This window comes from Streptomyces sp. NPDC001480, assembly GCF_042894725.1.
Classification (GTDB): domain Bacteria; phylum Actinomycetota; class Actinomycetes; order Streptomycetales; family Streptomycetaceae; genus Streptomyces.
In genome coordinates, this window is record NZ_JBIAVX010000006.1 from 226,051 (window position 1) to 250,486 (window position 24,436).

Here is a 24,436-nt window from a genome sequence, read left to right on the forward strand (position 1 = left end):
AGCCGTCCGGTCGGTGTCGAGGGCAAAGGGCACGCCAGCCGACGCGCCAAGCGCAGCTCACCCCTGTTGCCGAACCGTGACGATCGCTGTTCCCGGCTCACTCACCTGCACTGGCGTACGCACCGCCATGTTCTACACACTCCATGTATACACCTCGCGTATACACAGTGTGTAGAGTGCGGGTCATGTCCATCGGTCACACCCTTTTAGGGCTCCTCGAGGCCGGCCCGCGCCACGGCTACGACCTCAAGCGGGCCTTCGACGAGAAGTTCGGTCACGACCGGCCGCTGCACTACGGCCAGGTCTACTCGACCATGTCCCGGCTACTGAAGAACGGCCTCGTCGAGGTCGACGGGATCGAGGCGGGCGGCGGTCCCGAACGCAAGCGGTACGCGATCACCGACGCCGGTGTCACCGACGTACAGCGGTGGCTGGCGACCCCGGAGAAGCCGGAGGAATACCTCCAGTCGACCCTCTACACCAAGGTCGTCCTCGCCCTGCTCACCCGGCGCAACGCCGCCGAGATCCTCGACACCCAGCGCTCCGAGCATCTGCGCAGCATGCGGATCCTCACCGACCGCAAGCGCAAGGGCGACCTGGCGGATCAACTGATCTGCGACCACGCCCTGTTCCACCTGGAAGCCGACCTGCGCTGGCTCGAGCTGACCGCCGCCCGACTCGACAAACTCCGTGAGGCTGTGACCCGATGACGACCTCTCCTGCTGGTTCCCTGCTCACCGCGCACGACCTGCGCAAGGCGTACGGCCCGACCCACGCGCTGGACGGCGCCGAGTTCTCCATACACCCCGGCGAGGTCGTCGCCATCATGGGCCCCTCCGGGTCCGGCAAGTCCACGCTGCTGCACTGCCTCGCGGGGATCGTGCCGCCCGACTCCGGGTCGGTCACCTACGACGGGCGTGAACTGACGAAGATGAGCGATGCCCAGCGCAGCGCGCTCAGGCGCAGCGAGTTCGGGTTCGTGTTCCAGTTCGGCCAGCTGGTGCCCGAACTGACCTGCGTGGAGAACGTCGCCCTGCCACTGCGGCTGAACGGCACCTCCCGCAAGGACGCCGAGCGGACCGCGCTCGGCTGGATGCAGCGGCTGGAGGTCGACGACCTCAAGGCCAAGCGTCCCGGCGAGGTCTCCGGCGGTCAGGGCCAGCGCGTTGCCGTGGCCCGCGCGCTGGTCACCGGTCCGCGCCTGCTGTTCGCCGACGAACCCACCGGCGCGCTCGACTCCTTCAACGGCGAACGCGTGATGGAACTGCTGACCGAAGCGGCCCGCTCGACCAACGCCGCCGTCGTCCTCGTCACCCACGAGACACGCGTGGCCGCCTACTCCGACCGCGAGGTCGTCGTCCGCGACGGCAAGTCCCGGGACATGGAGCGCGCCGCATGAATCCTCGCCAGTGGGCCAGAGACATGGCCATGGGGGCCCGCTTCGCCGTCACCGGCGGACGCGAGGGCTGGGTTCGGATGACGCTCACCGCCGTCGGCGTCGGCCTCGGCGTGGCACTGCTCCTGCTGTGCACCGCCCTGCCCAACGTGTTCGCCGCCCGCCAGAAGGTGGAGGACGCCCGCTTCGACTACACGTACTCCGACAAGGTCCCGCCGAAGGCCGACGACACCTTCCTGATCGCCGACACCGACACCACCTGGCACGACGACGACATCCGCGGCCGGCTCGTCGAGCCCGAGGGCGAGCGGGCGCCGCTGCCTCCGGGGGTCGACAGCTTCCCTGGCGCGGGCGAGATGGTGGTCTCCCCCGCGCTCAAGGACCTGCTCGCCTCGGACGGCGCCAAGCTGCTGCGGGAGCGGCTGCCCTACAGGATCACCGGCACGATCGGCGAGAGCGGACTCATCGGCTCCCACGAACTGGCCTACTACGCGGGCGGCTCGGGACTGAAACTCGCGGACTCCTCCCCCGTGCACCGGCTGACCGAGTACGGCAAGCCGGACGCGACCTCCGGGAAGACCGACCCGGTGCTGCTGCTCATGGTCCTGGTCGTGTTCGTGGTGCTGCTGACCCCGGTCGCCGTGTTCATCGCCGCCGCGGTCCGCTTCGGCGGCGAGCGCCGCGACCGCCGGCTGGCCGCGCTGCGCCTGGTCGGCTCGGACAGCCACATGACCCGGAGGATCGCGGCGGGCGAAGCACTCGCCGGAGCCCTGCTCGGCCTGGTCGTCGGCACCGGCTTCTTCCTCCTCGGACGTCAGACGCTGGGCTCCACCGAGGTGCTGAACGTGAGCGTCTGGCCCAGCTACCTCGATCCCTCCCCCGCGCTCGCCGCGCTGGTCGCGGTGGCGGTCCCGGTCGCCGCCGTACTCGTCACGCTGCTCGCGATGCGCGGCGTGGTGGTGGAACCGCTCGGCGTCGTGCGCGCGGCCAAGCAGCGCCGCCGCCGGCTGTGGTGGCGGCTGCTGCCGCCGCTGGCCGGCCTCGCGATGCTCTACCCGATGATCGGCAAGGGCCGCAAGAACGGGAACTTCAACCAGTACCTCGTCATCGGCGGAGTGCTGCTGCTGCTGATCGGCATCACCGCGCTCCTCCCCTGGGTCGTGGAGGCGGTCGTCGTCCGCCTCGGCAAGGGCGCGCTGTCCTGGCAGCTCGCGGTACGGCGGTTGCAGCTGAGCAGCGGAACCGCCGCACGCATGGTCAACGGCATCGCCGTCGCCGTGGCCGGAGCCATCGCCCTGCAGATGCTGTTCACGGGAACGCAGAGCCAGTACACCAAGGCCACCGGCATGGACCCCGGCCGGGTCCAGATGCAGGTCGACTTCAGCGACCGCAAGCCGCTGTCCGGTGTCGAGCGCGCATTCAACGGCACCAAGGGGGTTCGGGCGGCAGTGGCCCTGGCGGGCGCGCAGTACGGGGACGGCCGCCGCGACCCGAAGAACACCAACGGCCTGACCGTGGGCAACTGCACCGCCCTGCGTGAACTCGCCAAGATTCCCTCCTGCAAGAACGGTGACGTGTTCGTCACGCGGACGAGGAGCAACTACGTCTCCGCCAGCAACGCCGACGAGATCGCCGTGGTGAAGCCCGGTCGGCAGCTCTACATCGACCCGTCGTACTCAGACGCCACCGAACGGGGCATCGAGGTGCGCTGGACCGTTCCGGCGAACGTCCGGACGGTGGAGGCGCGCAAGGACTCACTGGACAACGCCAACGGTCTGCTGGTCACCCCCGCCGCCCTGCCGGCCAAGGCCGCGCCCGCGTTGTTCTCGGACGGTGTCTACCTGCGTCTGGACCCGTCGGTGCCGGACTCACGGGAGTACGTACGCAACGTCGTCGCCCGGGTCGACCCCCTGGCACGCGCCTACGCTTGGTCAGCGACCGAGGAGGACGCCAAGTACGCCTCCATTCGCACCGGCCTGTTCGTCGGCTCCGCCTTCGTGCTGGCACTGATCGGCGCGAGCCTGCTGGTCTCCCAGCTGGAGCAGTTGCGCGAGCGCAGGAAGCTGCTCTCCGCGCTGGTCGCCTTCGGCACCCGGCGCCGCACGCTGAGCCTGTCGGTGCTGTGGCAGACGGCCCTCCCGGTCGGACTCGGGCTCGTGCTGGCCACAACGGTGGGTGTCACCCTCGGCTCGGTGCTGCTGAAGATGGCCCGGACACCGGTGGCCATGGACTGGGCGAGCGTTCTGACCATGACCGGCGTGGGAGCGGCCGTGGTCGGCGTGGTCACGCTGCTCAGCCTGCCGCCGCTGCTGCGGATGATGCGCCCGGAAGGACTGCGCACGGAATAACCCCTCGCCTGCACGCAGGCAAACCGGGGCCCGCGAGCGCCCGGCACGAGGCCCCGGATCCCTTCCTGGGGTCCGGGGTCTGACGCCGGATCAGTGGTCGGCGGCTACGGCGGAGATGCGGGTGTCGTCCTCTGGAGTGTCGTTATTCGCGAGAGGCCGGGCCGCGTAGGTGATGCGGACGACGCCGTCGGCATGCCGCTCGGTGCTCGCGCGGACGCCGAAGACTTCGGCGAGGAGGTCCGGGGTGAGCACCTCCAGGACCGGGCCCGCCGCCGCGACGGCTCCGTGCCGCAGGATCACCAGGTGGTCGCAGAGGCGGGCGGCGAGGTCGAGGTCGTGGAGCACTGCGAGGGTGGTGACGCCGGTGGCTCGGATCAGGTCCAGGAGCTCGAACCGGGCACGGATGTCGAGGTGGTTGGTGAGCTCGTCCAGTACGAGGAGCTCCGGGTCCTGGACCAACGCCCGAACGAGCAGGACACGTTGGCGTTCACCGCCGGATAGGGAGGCGTAGTCGCGTTCCGCGAAGGTCCGTACGCCACAGCGGTCGATGGCGTGGGACACGGCCTCGTGGTCCTCGGGTCCGTCGCGGCCGAGCAGACCGTGGTGGGGGGCGCGGCCCAGGGCCACGATCTCCGCGACCGTCAGGCCGGTGGTGCCGCCGGCGCCCGCGGCCGCGGCTTCGGTCGGCTTCGCGCTCGCCTTGTCGTCGGACGAGGAGCCGCATGCCGCCGTGAGCAGACAGAGGGCCGCGGCCGGGGCGGCTGTGGCCGGCCGGTTCATCGACATGCGGGCTCCTTGCGTGAGGGACGTACTCGTGAGCTCGGGGTTCTGTTGCAGCTGTCGGTGCGAAGTGGCCGCGGGTTACCGGCAGTTGCGAACTCTCCCGGGGCGGGCAGATGATGCCGCTGCCCTCCAGGCCGACGCGGGCGTAGGCGGAAGTCGGCCACGGCGGTCTGTTCGGCGCAGTGATCAGGAGCTTCGCCAGACGGCGCCGCGTTGCTCGTACTCCATGATGGACTCGACGCCGAGGGCGACGGATGCTCCGCACTCACGGGTGATCATCCACAGCGCCAGATCGATTCCGCTGGTGACACCGCCCGCGGTCACCAGGTTCCCGTCGTCGACGACCCGTGCGTCGATCACCTTGCCGCCCTGGGCGGCCAGATCGGCCTTGGCCAGGTGGTGGGTCGTGCAGGGGCGGCCTTTGGTCAGGCCTGCTGCGGACAGCACCATCACTCCGGTGCAGACACCGGCGACGACGACTCCCGCCTCCTGGGCCCGTACGAGGTCTCCTAGGACAGCTGGATCGTGGATCAGCCGGTCGCCGCCGCCCTGAACACGTAGAGGCATCGCCTTGTCTCCCTTGGCTGGTGAAGCGTCCGCGGACGCGTCTGAGCAGGCTCGCGGGCCGCAAGCGCGTCGCACGAGAGTGCTGAGCGGCACGACGCTGCCCACGTTCGTCCCCTCCGACCCTCGTTGCTCTTCGCAAGTAGCGCTGACTTGCCCTATGAGTCGGTCGCATCGGACCAGTAGTTCCCGTGGACTGTCCGACCTCGGAGGACGAGCCGCTCGGCCTTGCGCTCCTGGTCATAGAAGAAGCGCAAGGCCATGTCTGTGTGTCACAAGTGTGTTCCGGGACAAAGGTGACCCTTGTTCTGGTTGGCCCAGCTGTACCTATGGTGATCGCCGCGCCTGGCGGATCTTGACCACTCCGTCACCGCGCACGTCATCCAGCGACCGGGGGAACCGTGTCGCTGCACGGGGAGGGTGTACCAGTCATGCGAATTTCCTTGGGCAGCTCTGTCATGAGCAGACCCGTCGCCGCCGTCCTGGCCGGCGGAACCGGGCTCACCACAGTGGTCGGCTGCGGAATGGGCGGTGACGCGTATCCGTCCCAGACCGCCAAGGACTGGATCACCTACGCCGACCACGTGGTGGTGGCCACTCCCACACAGGAGCGGGACGCCAACCGGCGTGATTTCACGCAGGGGGCGATCCGCTACCAGGTCGATCGCGCGGTGACGTTCCGCACGGACAACCTCCTCTGGTCCAGCCGCCACCCCGCGAAAGCGATCGGCAAGGGCTTCGACATGACCGCCCCCGGCTGGCAGGTGTACACAAGCGGCAGCCGCGTCAAGAGGACGGCCACCGATGCTCCGCGGCTGGAGACCGGTCACACCTACCTTCTCGCCCTCCGCTGGACCGACGACGGGTGGGTCACCCTGGGGGAAGGCGCTGCCGTGCCCTTCGACGACCACACAGGTGACCAGGGCGAGTGGTGCGGACGTGTCCTGAGCAAAGGGGATGTCGCGCGGGGCGAACGCTTCTCCCGCTCGGACGACGACAGCCTGGAAAAGGCACTTCTCGGCCAGAACGAACAAGCCGTCACCCGAGAACTCGAGCGCGCCGGCAGGCAGTGACCTCGCCTCACGGATACGGCCACCTCGGCCGGTAGCTGCCGCTCGACGGCAGCGATCTCGCGCGAGACGAACGGCACACGGCGAGCCGCGATCAACTCGCTTCTTCTCGCGGAGTGACGCGGAAGTCGAAGGGGACCGTCCCCGGGTCCAACGCGGTCACCCCGCCGTCCACTGTCAGCGCGGCACCATTGACGAAGGACGCCGCCGGCGACAGCAACCAGGCAATGGCCTCGGCGACCTCGCGTGGGTCGCCCGGGCGACGTGCCGGCAGAAGGCGGGTGGCCTCTTCGTATGCCGCCTCGACGCCGCCGGAACCCAGCCCGGCGTCTTCAGCGAACCGTGCCATACGGCGGTCCGCCATCTCCGTGCGTACCCAGCTGGGGCACACCGTGTTGGCCCTCAGGCCATGCGGTCCATAGTCCACGGCCAACGACCGACACAGCTGAAGCAGCGCCGCCTTGGAGGTCGCGTAGGCGGCATTGCCCACCCCGTTGCGCAGGGCGGAGACCGATGCAACCGCTACGACAGTCCCTCGCACCCGCAGCAGATGCGGCAATGCCGCACGCATCAGCAGGAAGGGACCGGTGAGGTTGGTACGCATGACCAACTCCCAGTCGTCATCGGACAGCTCACCGACACCGCCGCCGCGTCCCACCCCCGCGTTGACGACCAACCCGTCGAGTCGGCCGAACCGCGCAACAGTTGTCTCAACCAGCTGATGAACAGCGTCTGGATCGGCGACGTCAGCAGGGAAAGCCAGGGCTCCGGTATCCGCGGCAACACGGTCCAGCGGCTCCGGCCGGCGACCGGAGATCACCACTTCGTGCCCCGCCGCGCGCAACAACTGCGCAGTTGCCGCGCCGATGCCTGTTCCGCCCCCGGTAACGACCACAACACGCTGATCCTTCATGAGCGTTCGGACTCCAATCGCCGGCGGACAAACAAGGCGATCCTATGCAACTGTGGGTGGTCGCTCGAAGTCGACGCGGGCCCAGGATGGCCGGCACAGCCAGGGGGATGGCGGTGTACTGAAGACACTCGCCCGTGAACTTCGGCTTCACAAAGTTCTGTTGGTCTCGTTGACATGCCGTAAGAACACGCGTTTCACTCAACTCTCGTGCATGGCAACGTTGTCAGGCCGCTGGAAGCGACCGGCACTGTTGCCTGTCGTCGGCGCTGCGCACTTTCGGCACGCCGGCACCTCATGTGCGAAATGGGAAACGCTGCGGAGGCAACCAATGCCCAGACCCCGAGGCTCAGCCGCTCCACGTAACCGCACGAGATTCCGCCAACGCCTGGCCGTGGTGTCCGTCCTGGGCATCGCCGTACTCCCGCTTCCCGCGATCGGGGGCGCCCACGCCGCGAGCAGCACGGCGCCGGTCTTCGTCGAGGACCCCGCGTCCCTGGTCAACCCGCTCATCGGCACCTCCGGTGCGGTGGACACCTTCCCCGGCCCCGACATGCCGGCCGGCATGGTGCAGTGGGGTCCCGACACGACGCCCCACCGCCCCTCGGGCGGCGGTTACGAGTACGCGGACAAGAAGCTCTCCGGCTTCAGCCTCACCCACGTCTCTGGTCCCGGCTGCGGCGTCGCCGGCGATCTGCCTGTCCTGCCGGTCACCGGCGCGCTGTCCGGAAGCCTCGGCGACGAGTCCGTCGGCTTCAGCCACGGCGACGAGAAGGCAGGCATCGGTTCCTACAAGGTGACCGACGCCAACGGGGTCACGACACAGCTGACCGACACCACTCGCGCCGGCCTGGGAGCCTTCACCTTTCCCGCCGACCGGCAGGCGAACCTGCTGTTCAAGCTCAGCGGTGGCGCCACGCAAGTGGACGGCACCCGTGTCCAGGTGGTGAACAAGAAGGAGATCAGCGGCTCGATCGACAGCGGGCACTTCTGCGGCGCGAGCAACAGGTACACGCTGCACTTCGACATCAAGTTCGACCAGCCGTTCACCGCGAGCGGCACCTGGGTGGGCAGCACCATCAACCCGAGCGCCACCTCGCTGAAGGCGGGCAAGGTCCGGCAGCCCCCGCAGACGCACCCGTCGAAACCGCTCAAGGAGAAGCACTTCACCGTTCCCGCGGCGCCGTCGCCGACCGTGCACGGCAGCAGCGGCGGCAGCACGCACTCCGCCAGTCCGACCCCGGCGGCGAGCGCCGGCAGCGCACCCCGGACGTCCGACGGCAAGACCCGAGCGGGCAGCGCGGCCGAGCCGCCCACGACGGGTGCGAACGGGATGTACCTGACCTTCGACACCTCCGCCAACCCGACGGTGCGCGCGAAGGTCGGCGTCTCGTACACCAGCGACGCGGGCGCGGCGCTCAATCTCTCCCGCGAGATCGAGAATTGGAACCTCGACGCCGTCGAGCAGGCCAACCACGACGCCTGGAACGCGGTGCTGAACAAGGTCCGGGTCGGCGGCGGATCCGCGGACCAGCAGGTGCAGTTCTACACCGCGCTCTACCACGCGCTGCTGCACCCCAACGTCTTCTCGGACGCCGACGGCCAGTACATGGGCATGGACAACCAGATCCACAAGCTGGCCAAGGGGCAACAGGCCCAGTACGCCAACTACTCGGGCTGGGACACCTATCGCTCCCAGACCCAGCTGATGGCGATGATCGAGCCCAAGGTCACCAGCGACGTCGTCACCTCGATGCTGAACGGGTACGACCAGACAGGTCTGCTGCCCAAGTGGGCCTCGAACAACGGCGAGAGCTATGTGATGGTCGGTGACCCTGCCGCCGGCATCATCGCCGACGCGTACGCCTTCGGGGCCCGGAGCTTCGACAGCACCAAGGCGCTCGCCGCCCTGCAACACGAGGCCACCGTGCCCAACAACGACCGCCCCGGCGAGGCGGTGCGGGACGCGAAGGGCTACCTCCCGCTGGACGAGAACGACTATGGCTGCTGCAACTTCTACGGCCCGGTCTCCACGCAGCTGGAATACGACTCCGCGGACTACGCCATCGCCGCCTTCGCGAAGTCACTGGGCAAGACGTCCGTCTACACGAAGTTCGCCACTCGCGCACAGGACTGGATGAACGTCTTCAACCCACAGACCGGCTACATGCAGGGCAAGAACAAGGACGGCCAGTTCACGGGCGGATTCACGCCGGGCACCTCCAACGGTTTCGTGGAGGGCACGTCGGCCCAGTACACGCCGATGGTCCCGTTCAACCTGCGACAGCTCATCCAGGCGCGGGGCGGTGCGAAAGCGTACTCGTCCTACCTGGACAGCCTGCTGGACAACATCGCGCACCCCGGTGGCACCGATGCCGACCTGAGCAACGAGCCCAGTGTCGAGATCCCTTGGGAGTACGCCTACACCGGCGAGCCGTGGAAGACCCAGGCAGCCGTACGCGACGCCCAGCAGAAGCTGTACTTCAACGCCCCGGTCGGCTCCTTCGGAAACGACGACCTCGGCGCGATGAGCTCCTGGTATGTCTGGTCCGAGCTCGGCATGTACCCCGAGACCCCGGGCGCGGACACCCTGGTGCTCGGCAGTCCGGCGTTCCCGGTGGCCAAGGTGGCCTTGGCGAGCGGCAAGACGGTACAGATCAAGGCGCCGCAGGCCGCGCCCGACGCGCCCTACGTGCAGTCGCTCGACGTCAAGGGCAAGGAGTGGAAGGCCTCCTGGCTGACGTACCAGCAGTTCGCGGGCGCGGGCACGCTCGACTTCACGCTCGGCACCCAGCCCAACACCTCATGGGCGTCCGGCCCGCCCGCGGTGCCGCCCTCGGACACCACGGGCGGTGACCGGGTGCTGGCCGCGACCGGTCCCACCAGCGACGGTCTCGTTCTCCAGCCGGGCGCGTCCGGTGACGGCACGCTGAAGCTGACCAACCTGGGCGGCAAGGACGTCACGGCTGACTGGAAGGCGACCGCACCCTCCGGCGTCACGCTGGATACGGCGTCCGGCTCTCTGGGTGTGGCCGCCTCGGGCAGCGCCGAGGCGAAGGTCCATGTGACGGCGGGCTCGAACGAAGGAACGTTCCCGGTCACCTTCGCGCTGACCGACCACACGACGGGTGCGGCGCTGGGCGGTGCGACGCTCCGCGTGGCCGTGGCCAAGGCGGGTGCGCTGTGGCCGTACGACACCAACGAGGGCATCTATCCCGACGGTGCCGGCTTCTCGGCCGGCTTCGACGGCGGCGGCTGGGCGTACTCGCAGAACGCGCTGTCGGCGGCGGGCGTCACCAGTGGCTCCACCGTCACCGCGGACGGCATCTCCTACACCTGGCCGAGCGTGACGTCCGGTCAGCTGGACAACCTGGAGATGGCCGGCCAGACCATACCCATGCCGGACGGCACGTCCGGTGCGTCGCTGGGCCTGCTGGGCGCGGCGGCCAACGCGCCGACCGATGGCAGCGGGGTCTCGGGCACGCTGACCGTCGCCTACACCGACGGCACCACCTCCAAGGCGACGGTGGGCTTCTCGGACTGGACGCTCAACGGCGGGCGGAGCAAGCCGCTTCCGGATGACACGACGGCTGTCACGACGGCCTACCGCAACACCGGGGGCGGAAACCGGGACAACGTGAAGACCTACGTCTTCGCGACGAAGGTTCCCCTCGACGCCTCCAAGCAGGTGGCGTCGGTCACCCTTCCGGTGACGGGCTCCACGGGCACCGCCCACGTGTTCGCCTACGGCTTCGGCCGGTGAGGCACGGCGGACACTGACCTCGGCAGGCTGGTTCCGATCGCGGTTCCCGGGACCAGCCGGCCGGCCGGTGCAGGCGGGAGCGGGCTGTGCCGCAGCAGGGTCCGTCACCCGCCGCGGCGGAAGGCCGCCCGGTAGGCGCCCGGGCGATGTCCGGTGTGGCGGGCGAAGAGGGCGGCGAAGGTCCCGGGGTCCTGGTAGCCGACGGCCGCGGCGACTGCGGCGACGGTGCGGTCGGTGGTCTCCAGGAGATGGCGGGCCCGGCGGATCCGGGAGGCCTGTAGATGGGCCAGCGGGCTGCGTCCGGTCTCTTCGGCGAAGCGGCGCAGCAGCGTGCGGGTGCTGACCCGGAAGGCGTCCGCGAGTGCGGTGAGGTCGTACCGTTCGGCGAGGTTCTGGTCGAGCCGCCGCATGACCCGCTGGGAGAACTCCCGGCCGGGCTGCGGGAGCAGCCGCGGGTCGACGTACGGGGTCTGGGAGGTTCGCGCGTCGTCGACGAGTGCCAACCGTGCGGTGGTGCGGGCCACCCCGGCACCGTTGTGCCGGCGGATCAGGTCCAGTGCGAAGTCGTACATGGCGCTGAAGGCTGCCGTGGTCGTCACCCCCGTGTCGGTGACGACCAGGTACTCGGGCCGCACGTCGGCGTCCGGGCAGCGCCTGGCCAGTTCGGCGGCGTGCAGCCAGGAGGTGGTGGCCCGGCGCCGTTCGAGAAGCCCGGCCTCGGCGAGCAGGAACGCGCCGACGCACAGGGAGACGATGGCGGTGCCGGCGGCGGCCTGTGTGCGGATCGCCGTGATCTCCGGGGCGAGCGGGGCGAGCCGCGCGTCCAGGTCCGTGTCCGGGCGCAGTTCGAAGCCGGGGACCACGAGGACGTCGGCCTCGCGCAAGGGCCGCACGTCCAGGCTCGCACCGCCCGAGGCGGTGACCCGGCGGCGGGGCGAGACGAGCGACACCTGGTAGCCGGGCGCGTCCGGTCCGGCGACATGCCCGGCCATCGTCAACAGGTCGGGGACGCCGAAGACTTCGGACGCGAAGCAGTCCGGGTACGCCAGGACCCCGACCCGCAGCGCACCCGTTCCGGTGCCCGGCTCCTCATCGTCGGCCGCCTGCCGCGCCGCCTCCGTCATCGCTTCCCTACCCCCTGGCGTCCCTGGCCCCCGGGGCGCCGACCATGTACCGCCCGCCCGCCTTGTGGCGAGATTACCCCTGGCCTTGGCGATCTGGCCCCTGACCCGGCAGCCGGCCCGGGGGCCAGGCTGGCCCCATGAGCGACGACGATCCGATCACCGACTTCACCCGCAGGAGCGTGACCGTGGAAGGGGTGGAGAAGACGGTGTACGTGGCGGGAGCCGGGCCCGCGGTGGTGGTACTGCCCGAGATGCCAGGCATCAGTCCCGACGTCCTGCGGCTCGCGCGCTGGGTGCGGGACGCCGGTTTCACCGTCCATGTGCCCTCCCTGTTCGGGACGGACGGCGCCTTCCCCACGGTGGAGGGCGGCCGGGAGGTCGTCCGCCGCGCCTGTGTCAGCGCGGAGTTCCGCGCCTTCGCCGGAGGTGGTACCAGCCCGGTGACGGTCTGGCTGCGCGGCTTGGCGCGCCAGGCCCACACCGGGTGCGGTGGGCCGGGGGTAGGCGCGATCGGCCTGTGCTTCACCGGTAACTTCGCCCTCACCATGGCCCTGGAGCCGGCGGTGATCGCCCCGGTGGTCAACCACCCGTCGCTGCCACTCGACGACCCCGGCGGACTCGAACTCGACGCGGCGGACGCGCGCGCGGTGCGCGACCGGCTCGATCGCGACGGGCTCACCGTCCTCGCCTACCGATTCGAGGGCGACCGCTGGTGCACGGGGCAGCGCTTCGCCGCGTACCGCGCGCTGCTCGGCGACGCCTTCGACGGGCGTGTCCTCCCGGACAGCGCCGCCAACCCGGCTCCGCCACCCTTCTTCGCCGACCTGGTAGGCACCCCGCACAGCGTCGTCACCGCCCATCTCGTCGACGAGGCCGGCCACCCCACGGTCCGGGCCCGCGACGAGATCCTCGCCTTCCTCACCGCCCGCCTGCACCCGCAGGGGATCCGACCGCTGTCCGCCACCTGATGTCCGTGGTCAGGATCGCGCCGCATCGGCCCGGGAAGGACCGACTGTTCAAGGGCGCGGTCGATCGCGATCAGCCGGTCCGCATCCGCCTCCGCCTTCGTCCCGGCTGCGGCCATGAGGCGGTCGAAGGAGCCGCCGCCCCAGCCGTCCTGGGTCACCGTCGGCGTACCAGCGTCCGCGGGAAGCGTGGCCAGGGCAGGGACAGGCGTGACGTGTCGGGTCCCTGATCCCCTGCCGGACCGGCGAGGTGGTGGTGCAGGTCGATGTGGCGGAACTGGTGTACCGCTCCTACCTGGCGCAGTACGCCGCGTCGTTCGTGGGCATCGGCCAGGAAGGCTGTCAGATCCCGTGGGAGGTGTCGGCGCAGCGCCAGGTGGTGGCGGGTGAGTGTGTAGTGCCACCAGGCGTTTTGGCTGATCGCTGCCGCAAGTCCAACGGTGATTCCGTAGGCGAGGCCGCGGTCGAGGATGTGGGGCGGAGTCATCTGGATCATCCCGGTGCCCGTGGCCCCACGGGTCAGTCCGTACGGGAGCCCTCGGTGTACGACGTACTCGATGCCGTAGCAGAGGAGGAACGCTGTGCCGACGGCGAGACCTATGGCGGCCCACAGCCTGCGGAAGGCGGTGCGATCCTGCTCCAGGAGGGCCGTCGGCCCGACCGCCGTGGCAAGGTCGGCCGGTTTGCCCTTGAGGCCGTGGACGAGTCCCACGGCGAGTCCGAACGCGCAGGCGAAGGACAGCAACGTGGCGAACGTGTAGGAGGGAACGCCGGTGAGGAAGGACTGGAGTCTGAGGACGGCCCAGTGGGTGATGCCGATGGTCGAGCCGCTGGCGAGTCCGACGGTGAACCCGCGCCAGTCCCAGGCCCACAGGGTACGGACGGTCGGGGCAGCGCTCGGGCGGCGCGCGGACAGCTTGCTCGCCCGTGCGCCGACGGTTCCGCCGGCCAGGCCGTAGACGGTCCCGTTGCCGAGGGCGCCAATGGCCGCGGCCGCCGGGCCGTAGCCGGACCGGAAGGAGAACCAGAGGGCGGCGCCGGATACAAATCCGAGGGCGCACAGACGCCGGTCCCAGGACCAGGCCGTCCTCGCGTCGCCGGTCTCCCGCCCCCGGTCGGTGAGTCTGCTGGACAGCGCGCCGACGATCCCGCCCGCGAAGCCGTACGCGAGCCCGTTGGCGGTCGTGGTCGTGAGCCATCCCGGCTGCCCGGAGGCCAGGGCGAGGGTGACGCCCTCGGCGAGGCCCGCGGTCAGGCCCGCGACGATGCCGCCGCCGATCCCGCCCGCGATCCCTCCGGCCAGGCCACCGACGATCGCGGCAGGCGGGCCGGTGAGCCACCCGGAGCCCAGGCCGGCGAGCAGCGCGGTGAGTCTGCCGACCGCGGCGGTGGCGACCCACGCCACGGCACCGAGCACAACTGCCGTCATCACCTGGGTGGTACGGGGTGGCAGTACCCGGCGCAGCTGCCACCAGGCCAGGTCGGTGGTGCCCAGGGTGTGCTGTAGGTACCGTGCCAGATACCGCAGGGCGTCCTCGGCCTGCCGGGGAGACCAGCGGCAGGGATACCGCGGATGCGGGCGGTAGGCGGCCGGCACGAACGCGTCGAAGAGATGGGTCCGGACCGCGGCGGGATCGGGAAAGTGCACCGGATCGCACAGGTCCACCGGCGCGGGGAGGGCTGCATACTGTTCTCCCGGACGGGGGTTGTAGACCGTCCTGGTCAGGAAGAGCATCAGCGGTGTGGTCAGCGCCCGGGCCACCGGGGCGTCTGTGCCGAGCAGCCGGATCACTGGTTCCCACCGGACAGCGGCCGCCGTGTCCTGTCCCCCGGCGTCCCTGCGCAGGTAGTCGGCGATGTCCGGCGCGTCCAGCGACCGCAGTTCCACGGCAGCCGCCCCACAAAGCCTCACCGGAACCCCGCCGGCCGGGCCGAGCGTGTCCTCGTACTCCGTCACCCGGCTGGACAGCACCACTGGCTGTCCCAGGGGCAGGGCGGCATTGATCGAGTCCAGTGCCGCACCGCGGAACCGTGGGGGAATCTCGTCGAAGCCGTCCAGGATCGGCAGGACCAACCGGTGCTCCAGCAGCGCCCGGGCATGGCCAACCTGCCCGGCGTGCCCGGCTTGTGGTTCGCCGAGACCGGTGTAGTCACGCGCGAGCCGTTCCGCCATCCAGTCCTCCAGCGTCTGCTCCGCGGGATTCCATGAGGCCAGCGCGAACAGCACCGGCACCGCGCCGCCCTTTTCGCGCTCGGCGACGAGGGACAGCAGCAGGCGGATCAGCAGCATCGTCTTCCCGCTCCCGGGACCTCCGAGGAGCAGCAGGCGGCGTGTCGGCACCCGTCGCAGGAACACCTCGGTGATCTCCCCACCGCAACCGGCCAGTTCGGCGGGCTCGGTGGCCCAGTCGGCGGGATCGGACGCGCAGCCGGACGGCCAGTGCTCGGCCATCTCCCCCATCAGCGGCCACGGCTCGGCAAACCGCTCATCAGCTGCCCGCCATGACACCGGAAGCGGATAGGGGTCGTTCAGCCGCCGCACCCGGGCCTCGGCGTCCCACTGCCCCCGCACGGCGACCGCCAGCCGATCGGCGATCTCGGCCACACTGTGTCCGCGCTCCTCGGCCGCCTCCCGCCGATCGGCGTAGAACGACGCCCAGGACAGGTAGAGACCGCCCACCGACGGAAGCAGTGTCACCACCGTCTCGGCCACAGGCAGACTGAACCGGGAGGCCACCAACACGGCCCCTGCCACACCCCCGGCCGCCAGCACGAGATAGAGCACACCGACCCGTCGGGTCCGCCCACCAGCACCCATGGCCGGATTGTCCGGTGACAGGACCAAAACAGCCGGGAAAAGCGGTGCTGCTCCCCCATATGAGTGAGTGTGAGCTGGTGGAGATCCTGCTCCCGTGTGGCGGCATCCGCGATGTGCCGCGCGGAAAAGGAAACGCCACCGGCAGCCGGGATGATCCGGGCTGACCGGCCGGCTCACCGGTCGCGGGGATCGGGCCCCCTCTCAACGGCGTCCAGACGGTGCTGCGGGTGGTTGACGATCCGCGTCCATACGGTGCGCATGCCGAGGCGCGGGCCGGTGGTGCCGAGCGTTCCAGCGCCCGCCCAGGGCACGTCATCCGGCCGCGGCGTCCTCGGCCTCCCAGCGCAGCAGGTCGCCGGGCTGGCACTCGAGTACCTCGCAGAGCGCGGCGAGCGTCGCGAAGCGCACCGCCTTGGCACGGCCGTTCTTGAGTACCGCCAGGTTCGCGGGCGTGATGCCCACGCGGTCCGCGAGCTCGCCCACGGACATCTTCCGCCTGGCCAGCATCACGTCGATGTCGACGGCGATCGGCATCAGATCACCTCGTCCAACTCGGCCCGCATCTGCGTTGCCTCGACGTCGCGCGCGACGGCCTGGGCGAGCAGCATCCGCAGCACGAGCACGATGAGCGCGACTCCCAGGATGGCCACGCCGACCCCGCCCATGATGAGGGTGACGCCGGGGTCGTCCCGCTGCCCCGGTGCGTTGAGGGCCGTGACCGCGAACCACACGAGGGCAGCCGCCACGATCGCGCCGATGACGCCGTCCACGTACCGGAAGGCGGCGTGGGAGAACACGGTTCCGCGTCGCACCATCGTCACCAGTCGCCATACGCAGACCAGGGCGACCTGGGCCGACGCCATGCCCAGGATCGTGATCACTCGCAGCGGGGTCAGCGGCAGCGACCCTCTCTCCGGGTCGGTGGCCAATGCCCACACCATCAACGCCTGCACGAACACGGTGCCGGCGAGCACCACCACGAGCACGGCACGCAGCGCACGCACTGTCAGCTTTCCCATGACCCAACCTCCCATCGACTTACGATGGGAATCTATCGAATCTCGATAGGTAGGGCAAGAGTGCGGGACGGCGAACTCCCCGGGATCGCCGACCCCGCCGGCACGGTCAGGCAGTCTGTTCCAGGGCGATCGTGTCGCCGACCCGGACCGTCCCGGCTTCCAGCACGTCCAGGTACACGCCGAGGCATGAGAGCCGGCCAAGGTCGAACACGGGAATGCGGTGAACGCGGGCGACTGCGCGCATGATGCCGGGGTCTGCCGGGAGTTCGCCGTGGTCGAGAGTGGGTATCACGCAGCGAGGTGTGGGCACCACGACCCGGAACAGCGCCTCCCCCACGCGCAGCCGTGATCCCAGCCAGGCGTCCTCGGGGAACCCCGGACCCGCATCGGTGTCGACGACCAGGTTCGGCCGGAAGCGGCGCGCGTCGAAGTCCCCGGTGGGGTACACCTGCCGCATCCGGGCCAGGGACGCCGTGGTGACGAGGTGGACCCGCCCGAAGTCGAAGAACGTGCCCGGGGCGACGCTGCCCGTTGTGATGCTCGCTCCGGTGGCATCGACGGAGGCCGACTCCCGAACGACGTCCGGGACCCCGCCTTCGTACTCGGGCACCGCGCGTTCCAGCCTGCTGTGCTCGGGTACGGCGGCCGAGACGATCACCGACCGACCCAGCAACTTGGAGAGCCGGGCGTGCAGTTCAGGGTCTACCACGGGCAGGGCGGTGCCGTCGGGCAATACGACCCGCACCATGCCGGTGTCGTCCAGGTGACTGCGGCATCCCAGCAACCCTCCCCACTTGCGCGGGTGTTTGGCACTGCCCACGGCACCCGTCTCGTCGAGCACGGCATAGGCACGGTCCCCGAGAAACCCGTTCTCCGCGACCGCCACGGCGAACACGGCTTCGCCCAGCATCGACTTCACCGGATAGCGGTACAGCGCTGTCACAGTCCCCATGGATCAAGTATGGGTACCGCACTGGCCTGCTCACATCGGGGGCGACCGCCGCGGCGGCGCAACGGGGTGTCGTTGGCGGGGGGTGAAGTACGACCCCGTGCCGCCGCCGCTGATCGGTACGGCGGCGGCCGGAGTCGGGAGTGCGGATCGCCGCGCCGGCACCCCGGGCACACGGAGGTGTTCACGCGGCCCTGGCGCACTGAGCGGCCAGGCGCAAGGCCTCGCTGACCGCGGCCGGGATGTCGACGACCGGGAACAGCGTGTGCCGTACGGTCTGTTCGGCGTCGACGGTCACATCGCGCCCCAGTCGATTCCCGTCCCGGGGTAGGTGAACAGCACGGCCCCGACGGCGTCGGACGAGACGAGGGACAGGTCGGCGCCCTGCGCGCTGGACAGTTGGAGGTCGTCGCGGTGAGGCTGCCGCCATCGAAGACCCACCGATCACCCCAGTCCTGCATGGCGACCAGCAGAGGCAACAGTGCGACCCCGGCGTCGGTGAGCAGATACTCATTGGCGCGCGGATCCATGACGTCGCTCATGTCTGCTGGCGGGGCATCGAGTCCCAGGCTGATGCGGGTGACGTCGCCATGGCTCGGCTCCGTGACGCTGGGGCGGTGAGGCGCGTTCGGACGGCCTATCAGTGGGTTTCCGATCACTGCGGTGCATTGGAACGCTCAGTGCAATGAGCGCACCGCGCGTCGTCTACCAATGCCGTCTGCCGCTGCCCCCGCGAACTGTCAACCGCCCGACCCGCGGAACTACCCCGGTCCGACCCCCATCCAGGCCGACCCGCACCCGCGCTGGTCCCGAGGCACGGGACCAGCGCTTCCTTGCCCCTGGCCATAGGGTAGAGAATCCCGGCATGGTGATGGCACGGCACTGGTACTCCTCGGCGCCCGTTGTGGACGGGGACCCGCTCCTTGATCAGCCCGGCTTCTGGCCCGCGCACCTGGCCGACCTGTCTGGGGGCTTGCCGCCAGAGGCCTTCGGCTCCGACGCGGGCGACGCTGACGCCATGCTGGACAAGCTCCAAGACGCGGCTGCATGGCCAGTGTTCACAGTGCCTCTGAACGGCGGCTTCACGATCAGCGTGCACTACAACAGCGGCGAGGAGTTCACCACCACGGACTACTTCCTCACGCACCCCGAGTGGAGACAGGATCTTGTGCTGGCCAGCGACGATCAGGACCGTGTCGGACCTGGGCTGTGCTGGCCCGAGCTCACCGCCCTGCTGGACGCGCCGGAATCCACTGTTGGAGTCACAGACCCCCATGCTCGGCTCCTTCTCCTGCTTCCTGTACTGGGCGACGCTTCGGCCCCGGAAGAAGCTGTGGCAGCGGTGACCCGGGCCCTCGTGGCTCAGGGTGCTCCCGAGGCGAGCGAGGCGCTGGCCAGGCAGCTGCTCCAGGGGCACCCCATGTGGGGCGCCGAGGACTGGTGGTTCGATGAGGATGAGCGGAGCTGGATCTGCGAAGGTGATCACAGCCCCCGCAAGGTGCCTCTGGGTGACCATCTTCCCCCGCAGCAGCGGGCGGCCCTCGAAGCCTGCCTCACTCCTCGCTGAACGGCTCATCGGTCGGCCGCCGGCTTCTTCGCCGGGGGGTACGTGCCCCGCGCCCAGCGCGAGGAGGCCCGGCGGGTCACCGTCCCGCTGCTGTCCGCTCATCGAGGACAGGTCACGGCGTGTTCACGGCGCTGGTCGCGGATGGCGGCTCCGGCCCTCGCGGAGGCGGCATACGGCGGTTGTCCACCCCATGGTGGTATGGCTCTCCTCAGGGGGGAACGCCTGGTAGCACGATGGCTCAGGGGAAGGTGCGTTGCGAAGATCGATGTGTCCGAACCCCGCAACGCCGCATCTGAAGGAACCTCCCATGCGCAGCTCTCGTCCGGTTGCCGCCTCTCTGGTCGGGGTCGTCGTCTCCGGTCTCGCCCTCTCGACCGCGGTCCCGGCTTCGGCCGCGTCCGCCTCGCACGCCGCGCCGGCGCTGTCCGTGTCACCGAACCCTGCGAAGAGCCTGAGGCTCACGCTTCCTGCGCCACGCGGCCGCTACGCCACCGGCGAGTCGACCTTCCAGCTCGTCGACGAACAGCGCGCGGACCCGTGGGTGCCCAGCCGGCCCTACCGCGAGCTGATGATCAGCGTCTTCTACCCGGCGGTGCACACCAGCGGTCGACCGTTCACGAACCAGTTCCCGGGGGCGGTGGCCGCGGCGGTCGGTCCGGCGGTCGAGGAGAACAACAAGCTGCCAGCCGGCCTGGTCGATTGGGCCGCGACCAAGACACACTCGGTGAAGGACGCCGCGATGGCGCCGGGCCGCTTCCCGGTCGTCCTGTACTCGCCGGGCGCCGGAGACTCACGGGACTGGAACGTGTCGCTGGTGGAGAACCTCGCTGCGCGCGGCTTCGTGGTGGTCACCATCGACCACACCGGGGAGGCGCCGGCGGTGCAGTTCCCGGACGGCCACGTGGTCGGCAACGGGCCGCTGACGGCGGCCTGGGCCCAGGCGTTCCGGAACGGCACGACACTGGCGTTCTTCACGAAGCTGATGCACTCGCGCATGGCCGACACCGAGCTGGTGCTGGACCGGCTGACGAGCCTGCCGGACCGGCTGACCGACGGTTTGGACCTGAACCGGATCGGCATGTTCGGGCACTCCGCCGGCGGGTTCACTGCGGCGAACATGATGTACAGCGATCCGCGGATCAAGGCCGGCATCAACATGGACGGCACGATGGAGTACACCGCCGAGCCCGACGGCACCAACCTGAGCGAGGTCGCGCTGCACGGGCTGGACCGGCCGTTTCTGCTGATGGGCAGCAGCGCAGCGGCCGATGGGAGCGACGTGCACCGCGAGCCGTCGTGGGCGTCGTTCTGGCAGCACCAGCGCGGCTGGAAGGCCGACGTCACGCTGGACGACTCCGCGCACGCGTCGTTCACCGATGCCGAGGCGCTGCTGCCGCAGCTGGCCGGCCGGGTGCCGGCCGCGACGCTGGACGCGGCCGTCGGGACGGTCGACTCGCACCGGGCGGTGGCGGCGAACCGGGCGCTGGTGGCCTCGTTCTTCGACCGGTTCCTGAAGGGCTGCGACGACCACCTGCTGGACGGTGGTGCGTCCCCGTACCCGATCACCTTCGTACGGTAGCCAGCGCCCCCTGCTGGGACGGGCTGGGCATAGCCGGGGTCGTCAGGCTCGACGGCGGCGCCGCCGGGCGGCTCCTTGTGCAGATCCCCCTATACCGTGGGCGGCCGGGCTTCCTGCCCTTCGGCAACAGCGGCGCTGACTCCCTGGTCGGACCGTGGCGATGGCGGCCTGACCCCGAGGACGTCGAGCATCGCGCGGGTGGCCGGGCTGGGGTTGAACCGGCTCCAGGCCAGGTACTCCAAGCGGCGCGGCCCGTCGGTCACCGGGATCAGGGACAGTCGGGGATCGTCCTCGGCGAGGGGGCGGATGAACGCCTGCGGCAGCAGCGCGACGCCTAGTCCGCGCGCGACCAGCCGGGTGATCAGCTCGATCACGCCCGCTTCGTACGCCACGTCGCGGACCAGCCCCGCAGCCGTGAACGCCCGGTCGGACTGGGCGCGGGCGGGCGTCCCGGCCACGAAGTCCACGAACGTCTCGTCGGCGATCTCCGCCAACGCGACCCGGGAAGCGCCCGCCAGCCGGTGCCCGGCCGACACCACGAGCACATGCCGGTCGTGATCGAGGACGACGGTCTCCAGACCGGCCGGCCGCTCACCTTCCGGCAGGCCGAGGAAGGCGATGTCCAGCTCCCCGGCCCGGATCGCCGCCGCCAGCTCGTCGCTGCGCCCGGACCGCAGGACGACACGGACGTCCGGATGCCGGGCGCGGTACCGCTGTAGCAGCTCCGGTACGTCGACGGCGGCCGTGGTCACGATCACGCCGACGGCGAGACGCCCGCGCACCACGCCGGTCGCGGCCGCGGCGTCGGCCACCGCACGGTCGGCGGCGGCGAGGCACTCGCGCGCGCCCACGAGGAACGCGGCGCCCGCGCCGGTCAGTTCGACCCGGCGGCTCGACCGGGCGAACAGGCGGACCCCCACCTCACGCTCCAGCGCGGCGATCCGGTGGCTCAGCGCGGACTGCACCACCTGACAGCGCTCCGCGGCACGGGTGAAGTTGAGGGTGTCGGCGACGGCGACGACGTAGCGCAGTTGCTGAAGGTCCACGCATTCATCGTTGCCGTTCATGGCTGCAATGACAACCATGCTTTGGAATCATGGGTGTGTCCGGCCGAGACTCCCCTCATGCATCGGAACAAGGCGCAGGCGATGACCGTCCTGCTGACCGCGCTCGCTCCCGCGTCCTGGGGCACCACCTATGTCGTGACCACGCGACTGCTCCCGCCCGGACATCCGCTGTTCGCGGGCCTGATGCGGGCCCTGCCCGCCGGGTTGCTCGCGCTGGTGATCACCCGGGTGCTGCCGCGCGGGGAGTGGTGGTGGAAGACCGTGGTCCTCGGCATCCTCAACATCGGCGCCATGCCCCTGCTGTTCGTGGCCGCCGAACGGCTCCCCGGCGGTGTCGCCGCCACCCTCGGCGCCGCCCAGCCGCTGCTGGTCGCCGGTCTCGGCCTCGCGGTGCTCCACGACCGGCCCACGGTCTGGCGGCTGGCCTGGGGCGTGCTGGGCGTGCTGGGCGTGGGCCTGGTCGTGCTCGGACCGCAGGCCGGGCTGGACGCTGTCGGTGTGCTCGCCGGCCTGGGCCATACGACCACCATGGCCGGCGGGGTCGTACTCACCAAACGCTGGGGCCGCCCCGCAGGCGTCGGCCCGCTGGCCCTGGCCGGCTGGCAACTGGCCGTCGGCGGACTGCTGTTGCTGCCCCTCACGCTGGCCGTCGAGGGGGTGCCGCAGCGGATCGACGCGGGCGCCGCCGGCGGCTACCTGTGGCTCGGCAGCATGGGCGGACTGATCGCGTACGCGCTGTGGTTCCGCGGGATCGGCAGGCTGCCGGTCTCCGCGTCCGCACCGCTGGTGCTGCTGTCTCCGCTGGTCGCGACGGTCATCGGGATCGCGCAGGGCGAGTCGCTGAGCCCGCCGCAGACCCTGGGCTTCGCCCTGGCGCTGACCGCGTTGGTGGCCGCGCAACTCGGCCCGGCCACACGGAAGAACACCACGACCAAGGAGAAGACGTTCGATGACGCAGCGCATGACGATCGCCGTGCTCGGGGCCACCGGGATGGTCGGCCGCCGAGTGGTCACCGAGGCGAGACGGCGCGGACACCGGGTGCTGGCGTTGTCCCGGAAACCTGCGAGTGAGGACCCGGGTGTGACGCCGGCCGCCGTGGATGTGAACGACGCGCCCGCACTGAGCGAGTCACTGGCCGGTGCCGCCGCGGACGCCGTCGTCCTGACCGTGCGGACCTTCCCGGCCGACGAGGAGTTCCTGGTCGCTGCCACCCGTACGGTGCTGGACATCGCGGCCCGGCTCGGGATCCGCGTCCTTGTGGTCGGCGGTGCCGGCGCCCTGCGCAGCCCCGGCGCCCCGGATCTTCCGGTCGCAGACAACCCCGTGTACGTGCCCGCCGAGTACCGCGCCGTGGCCGCCGCCGGCGTTGCCCAGTTGCGGACCTGCGGAGCCCACGCGGGTGCGGACTGGGTGTACCTGAGCCCGCCGGCCCTGCTGGAACCCGGCGTTCGCACCGGCCGGTACCGGCGCGGCACGGACACGTTGCTCCTCGACCCCGAGGGCAAGTCCCGCATCAGCGCGGAGGACTTGGCCGTAGCCTTGCTGGACGAACTCGAAAGCCCGGGCGCCGAGCGGCACTTCACGGTGGCGCAACAGCTCCCCGGAGAGGCGCGGGGAACGACGCGACCAGCCACACCAGAGCGGCAGACGAACGACGGCGCCTCCCGGTCGATCCAGCGGAGCACCTGACCGGGAGGAGAGCGCCGCCGCGGTTGGGCGGCGTTGCGCCCGGAGCGGCCGCCTCACCGCCGGGTACCTGCCGGGCCCCGGATCACCGACCTGGGCTGCACCGCATGCGCCGCGTCAGGTGAGTCGCGGTGCCACCTCGGCCGCGACCCACTCCATCGCCTCCTGGGCCTGCTCAGCCGCGACCGGCAGCCACAGGGTGCAAGCGGTGAGCCCCGCCTCGGCGAGTCGCCCGAGGTCGTCGGCGACGCTCGCGGCGTTGGGCGCGGCACCGCCGAGCGGCCGCCCCGGGTGGAACCGCAGCGCACGGCGCAGGGCCGCGTCGCTTTGGCCGCCGACCCACACGGGCTGACCGCCGGCGGAAACCGGAGGCACTCCCAAGTGCGCCTGACGCAGTGTCGTGAACGGTCCGTCGAAGTCCGCGGGTCGCCGGGTCCACAGGGCCTTGGCGGCGGCGAGGTGGTCGTCGGTGCGTGCACCGCGTTCACGGGCGGGCACCCCAACGGCGGCGGACTCGTCGGGGTTCCAGCCGGTGCCGACGCCCAGGATCAGACGGCCGCCGGATACGACGTCCAAAGTGGCCGCCTGATTGGCGTCGTTGACCCGGCGACGGCCGCCAGCAGAACCAGCGGGTCCGTGTCGAGACCGAAACCGCTGTCCAGGAGGCGGTTGCCGACCGCAACGTGATCGAAGCCCAGGTCCTCAGCATGGCGTGCGGCACGGAGCACGCCGGCTCCGTCGTGCAGCGGCCAGCGCGGTTGAAGCGAGACGCCGAGGCGCAGCAGCGACATGAGGTTGCCTTTCGATGGCAGTCCGATGGCGACACG

At 70.5% G+C, this 24,436-nt stretch carries 20 protein-coding genes and 2 pseudogenes; 11 read left to right on the top strand and 11 right to left on the bottom strand.

Going from position 1 to position 24,436, the window contains the following annotated elements; all coding sequences use genetic code 11:
* The first annotated feature begins 185 nt into the window (after positions 1 to 185).
* The 3 genes from ACFY01_RS16585 to ACFY01_RS16595 are packed head-to-tail and all read left to right on the top strand — an operon-like array spanning position 186 to position 3,744.
* Positions 186 to 710, top strand: a complete 525-nt coding sequence (locus ACFY01_RS16585; RefSeq protein WP_390736416.1) for a PadR family transcriptional regulator — start codon at positions 186 to 188, stop codon at positions 708 to 710.
* Positions 707 to 1,399 (top strand): ABC transporter ATP-binding protein, encoded by a 693-nt coding sequence (locus ACFY01_RS16590; protein ID WP_390736417.1) that lies wholly within the window; start codon positions 707 to 709, stop codon positions 1,397 to 1,399. The genes ACFY01_RS16585 and ACFY01_RS16590 overlap by 4 nt, the downstream gene beginning before the upstream one ends.
* The gene (locus ACFY01_RS16595) at positions 1,396 to 3,744 is read left to right on the top strand and encodes an ABC transporter permease (RefSeq protein ID WP_390736418.1); all 2,349 of its coding nucleotides are present in this window, start codon (positions 1,396 to 1,398) and stop codon (positions 3,742 to 3,744) included. The genes ACFY01_RS16590 and ACFY01_RS16595 overlap by 4 nt, the downstream gene beginning before the upstream one ends.
* Positions 3,745 to 3,834: 90 nt before the next feature.
* Here the strand turns inward: ACFY01_RS16595 and ACFY01_RS16600 are convergent, their stop codons facing one another.
* Complete coding sequence (locus ACFY01_RS16600; RefSeq protein WP_390736419.1) at positions 3,835 to 4,530, bottom strand: ABC transporter ATP-binding protein; 696 nt, start codon at positions 4,528 to 4,530, stop codon at positions 3,835 to 3,837.
* A 183-nt stretch (positions 4,531 to 4,713) separates the two neighbouring features.
* Positions 4,714 to 5,094 carry a DJ-1/PfpI family protein gene (locus tag ACFY01_RS16605; RefSeq protein WP_390736420.1) on the bottom strand — a complete coding sequence of 127 codons (381 nt, stop codon included), beginning with the start codon at positions 5,092 to 5,094 and terminating at the stop codon, positions 4,714 to 4,716.
* Positions 5,095 to 5,549: 455 nt separating this feature from the next.
* Between ACFY01_RS16605 and ACFY01_RS16610 the strand changes: the two genes are divergently transcribed.
* A complete protein-coding gene (locus ACFY01_RS16610) occupies positions 5,550 to 6,164 on the top strand; it encodes a hypothetical protein (protein WP_390736421.1) in 615 nt (204 codons plus the stop codon).
* A 91-nt stretch (positions 6,165 to 6,255) separates the two neighbouring features.
* On the opposite strand, the gene ACFY01_RS16615 is transcribed toward ACFY01_RS16610, so the two are convergent.
* Positions 6,256 to 7,074, bottom strand: a complete 819-nt coding sequence (locus tag ACFY01_RS16615) for an SDR family NAD(P)-dependent oxidoreductase (RefSeq protein WP_390736422.1) — start codon at positions 7,072 to 7,074, stop codon at positions 6,256 to 6,258.
* 391 nt (positions 7,075 to 7,465) lie between these two features.
* Between ACFY01_RS16615 and ACFY01_RS16620 the strand changes: the two genes are divergently transcribed.
* Positions 7,466 to 10,834 carry a lectin gene (locus ACFY01_RS16620; protein WP_390736423.1) on the top strand — a complete coding sequence of 1,123 codons (3,369 nt, stop codon included), beginning with the start codon at positions 7,466 to 7,468 and terminating at the stop codon, positions 10,832 to 10,834.
* Between the two features lie 104 nt (positions 10,835 to 10,938).
* Here the strand turns inward: ACFY01_RS16620 and ACFY01_RS16625 are convergent, their stop codons facing one another.
* Positions 10,939 to 11,958 (bottom strand): GlxA family transcriptional regulator, encoded by a 1,020-nt coding sequence (locus ACFY01_RS16625; protein ID WP_390736424.1) that lies wholly within the window; start codon positions 11,956 to 11,958, stop codon positions 10,939 to 10,941.
* Positions 11,959 to 12,095: 137 nt separating this feature from the next.
* On the opposite strand from ACFY01_RS16625, the gene ACFY01_RS16630 reads away from it, so the two are divergent.
* Complete coding sequence (locus tag ACFY01_RS16630; protein ID WP_390736425.1) at positions 12,096 to 12,926, top strand: dienelactone hydrolase family protein; 831 nt, start codon at positions 12,096 to 12,098, stop codon at positions 12,924 to 12,926.
* A 154-nt stretch (positions 12,927 to 13,080) separates the two neighbouring features.
* Here the strand turns inward: ACFY01_RS16630 and ACFY01_RS16635 are convergent, their stop codons facing one another.
* The 5 genes from ACFY01_RS16635 to ACFY01_RS16655 all read right to left on the bottom strand — a co-directional run bounded on the left by ACFY01_RS16635 (position 13,081) and on the right by ACFY01_RS16655 (position 18,150).
* The gene (locus ACFY01_RS16635) at positions 13,081 to 15,741 is read right to left on the bottom strand and encodes an NACHT domain-containing protein (RefSeq protein WP_390736426.1); all 2,661 of its coding nucleotides are present in this window, start codon (positions 15,739 to 15,741) and stop codon (positions 13,081 to 13,083) included.
* Between the two features lie 312 nt (positions 15,742 to 16,053).
* Positions 16,054 to 16,275 (bottom strand): helix-turn-helix transcriptional regulator, encoded by a 222-nt coding sequence (locus tag ACFY01_RS16640; protein ID WP_365180499.1) that lies wholly within the window; start codon positions 16,273 to 16,275, stop codon positions 16,054 to 16,056.
* A complete protein-coding gene (locus tag ACFY01_RS16645; protein ID WP_390736427.1) occupies positions 16,275 to 16,760 on the bottom strand; it encodes a DUF2975 domain-containing protein in 486 nt (161 codons plus the stop codon). The genes ACFY01_RS16640 and ACFY01_RS16645 overlap by 1 nt, the downstream gene beginning before the upstream one ends.
* 106 nt (positions 16,761 to 16,866) lie before the next feature.
* Positions 16,867 to 17,712, bottom strand: a complete 846-nt coding sequence (locus tag ACFY01_RS16650) for an MOSC domain-containing protein (RefSeq protein WP_390736428.1) — start codon at positions 17,710 to 17,712, stop codon at positions 16,867 to 16,869.
* A 291-nt stretch (positions 17,713 to 18,003) separates the two neighbouring features.
* A complete protein-coding gene (locus ACFY01_RS16655) occupies positions 18,004 to 18,150 on the bottom strand; it encodes a hypothetical protein (protein ID WP_390736429.1) in 147 nt (48 codons plus the stop codon).
* Positions 18,151 to 18,574: 424 nt separating this feature from the next.
* Here ACFY01_RS16655 and ACFY01_RS16660 point away from each other — a divergent pair, with 424 nt between their 5' ends.
* From ACFY01_RS16660 to ACFY01_RS16670, 3 genes and pseudogenes are all read left to right on the top strand, one after another.
* Complete coding sequence (locus ACFY01_RS16660) at positions 18,575 to 19,276, top strand: hypothetical protein (RefSeq protein ID WP_390736430.1); 702 nt, start codon at positions 18,575 to 18,577, stop codon at positions 19,274 to 19,276.
* 12 nt (positions 19,277 to 19,288) lie between these two features.
* Positions 19,289 to 19,369, top strand: a pseudogene (locus tag ACFY01_RS16665) (alpha/beta hydrolase); the annotation flags it as partial.
* Positions 19,370 to 19,583: 214 nt separating this feature from the next.
* Complete coding sequence (locus tag ACFY01_RS16670; protein ID WP_390736431.1) at positions 19,584 to 20,855, top strand: alpha/beta hydrolase family protein; 1,272 nt, start codon at positions 19,584 to 19,586, stop codon at positions 20,853 to 20,855.
* An 89-nt stretch (positions 20,856 to 20,944) separates the two neighbouring features.
* Here ACFY01_RS16670 and ACFY01_RS16675 read toward each other — a convergent pair whose 3' ends face one another.
* The gene (locus tag ACFY01_RS16675; protein WP_390736432.1) at positions 20,945 to 21,940 is read right to left on the bottom strand and encodes a LysR family transcriptional regulator; all 996 of its coding nucleotides are present in this window, start codon (positions 21,938 to 21,940) and stop codon (positions 20,945 to 20,947) included.
* A gap of 39 nt (positions 21,941 to 21,979) precedes the next feature.
* On the opposite strand from ACFY01_RS16675, the gene ACFY01_RS16680 reads away from it, so the two are divergent.
* Positions 21,980 to 22,993, top strand: coding sequence for an EamA family transporter (locus tag ACFY01_RS16680; protein ID WP_390736433.1), 1,014 nt, complete (start codon positions 21,980 to 21,982; stop codon positions 22,991 to 22,993).
* On the top strand, positions 22,884 to 23,612 hold the full coding sequence (locus ACFY01_RS16685) for an NAD(P)-dependent oxidoreductase (RefSeq protein WP_390736692.1): 729 nt from the start codon (positions 22,884 to 22,886) through the stop codon (positions 23,610 to 23,612). The genes ACFY01_RS16680 and ACFY01_RS16685 overlap by 110 nt, the downstream gene beginning before the upstream one ends.
* Before the next feature lie 114 nt (positions 23,613 to 23,726).
* Here ACFY01_RS16685 and ACFY01_RS16690 read toward each other — a convergent pair.
* Positions 23,727 to 24,400: pseudogene (locus tag ACFY01_RS16690) on the bottom strand (LLM class flavin-dependent oxidoreductase).
* Positions 24,401 to 24,436: the final 36 nt, after the last annotated feature.

Bases quoted from the DNA above. Each gene is read 5' to 3' on its own strand.
- ACFY01_RS16585 (WP_390736416.1), top strand. From the start codon at position 186: ATGTCCATCGGTCACACCCTTTTAGGGCTCCTCGAGGCCGGCCCGCGC.
- ACFY01_RS16590 (WP_390736417.1), top strand. From the start codon at position 707: ATGACGACCTCTCCTGCTGGTTCCCTGCTCACCGCGCACGACCTGCGC.
- ACFY01_RS16595 (WP_390736418.1), top strand. From the start codon at position 1,396: ATGAATCCTCGCCAGTGGGCCAGAGACATGGCCATGGGGGCCCGCTTC.
- ACFY01_RS16600 (WP_390736419.1), bottom strand. From the start codon at position 4,530: ATGTCGATGAACCGGCCGGCCACAGCCGCCCCGGCCGCGGCCCTCTGT.
- ACFY01_RS16605 (WP_390736420.1), bottom strand. From the start codon at position 5,094: ATGCCTCTACGTGTTCAGGGCGGCGGCGACCGGCTGATCCACGATCCA.
- ACFY01_RS16610 (WP_390736421.1), top strand. From the start codon at position 5,550: ATGAGCAGACCCGTCGCCGCCGTCCTGGCCGGCGGAACCGGGCTCACC.
- ACFY01_RS16615 (WP_390736422.1), bottom strand. From the start codon at position 7,074: ATGAAGGATCAGCGTGTTGTGGTCGTTACCGGGGGCGGAACAGGCATC.
- ACFY01_RS16625 (WP_390736424.1), bottom strand. From the start codon at position 11,958: ATGACGGAGGCGGCGCGGCAGGCGGCCGACGATGAGGAGCCGGGCACC.
- ACFY01_RS16630 (WP_390736425.1), top strand. From the start codon at position 12,096: ATGAGCGACGACGATCCGATCACCGACTTCACCCGCAGGAGCGTGACC.
- ACFY01_RS16635 (WP_390736426.1), bottom strand. From the start codon at position 15,741: ATGGGTGCTGGTGGGCGGACCCGACGGGTCGGTGTGCTCTATCTCGTG.
- ACFY01_RS16640 (WP_365180499.1), bottom strand. From the start codon at position 16,275: ATGCCGATCGCCGTCGACATCGACGTGATGCTGGCCAGGCGGAAGATG.
- ACFY01_RS16645 (WP_390736427.1), bottom strand. From the start codon at position 16,760: ATGGGAAAGCTGACAGTGCGTGCGCTGCGTGCCGTGCTCGTGGTGGTG.
- ACFY01_RS16650 (WP_390736428.1), bottom strand. From the start codon at position 17,712: ATGGGGACTGTGACAGCGCTGTACCGCTATCCGGTGAAGTCGATGCTG.
- ACFY01_RS16660 (WP_390736430.1), top strand. From the start codon at position 18,575: ATGGTGATGGCACGGCACTGGTACTCCTCGGCGCCCGTTGTGGACGGG.
- ACFY01_RS16670 (WP_390736431.1), top strand. From the start codon at position 19,584: ATGCGCAGCTCTCGTCCGGTTGCCGCCTCTCTGGTCGGGGTCGTCGTC.
- ACFY01_RS16675 (WP_390736432.1), bottom strand. From the start codon at position 21,940: ATGGTTGTCATTGCAGCCATGAACGGCAACGATGAATGCGTGGACCTT.
- ACFY01_RS16680 (WP_390736433.1), top strand. From the start codon at position 21,980: ATGCATCGGAACAAGGCGCAGGCGATGACCGTCCTGCTGACCGCGCTC.
- ACFY01_RS16685 (WP_390736692.1), top strand. From the start codon at position 22,884: ATGACGATCGCCGTGCTCGGGGCCACCGGGATGGTCGGCCGCCGAGTG.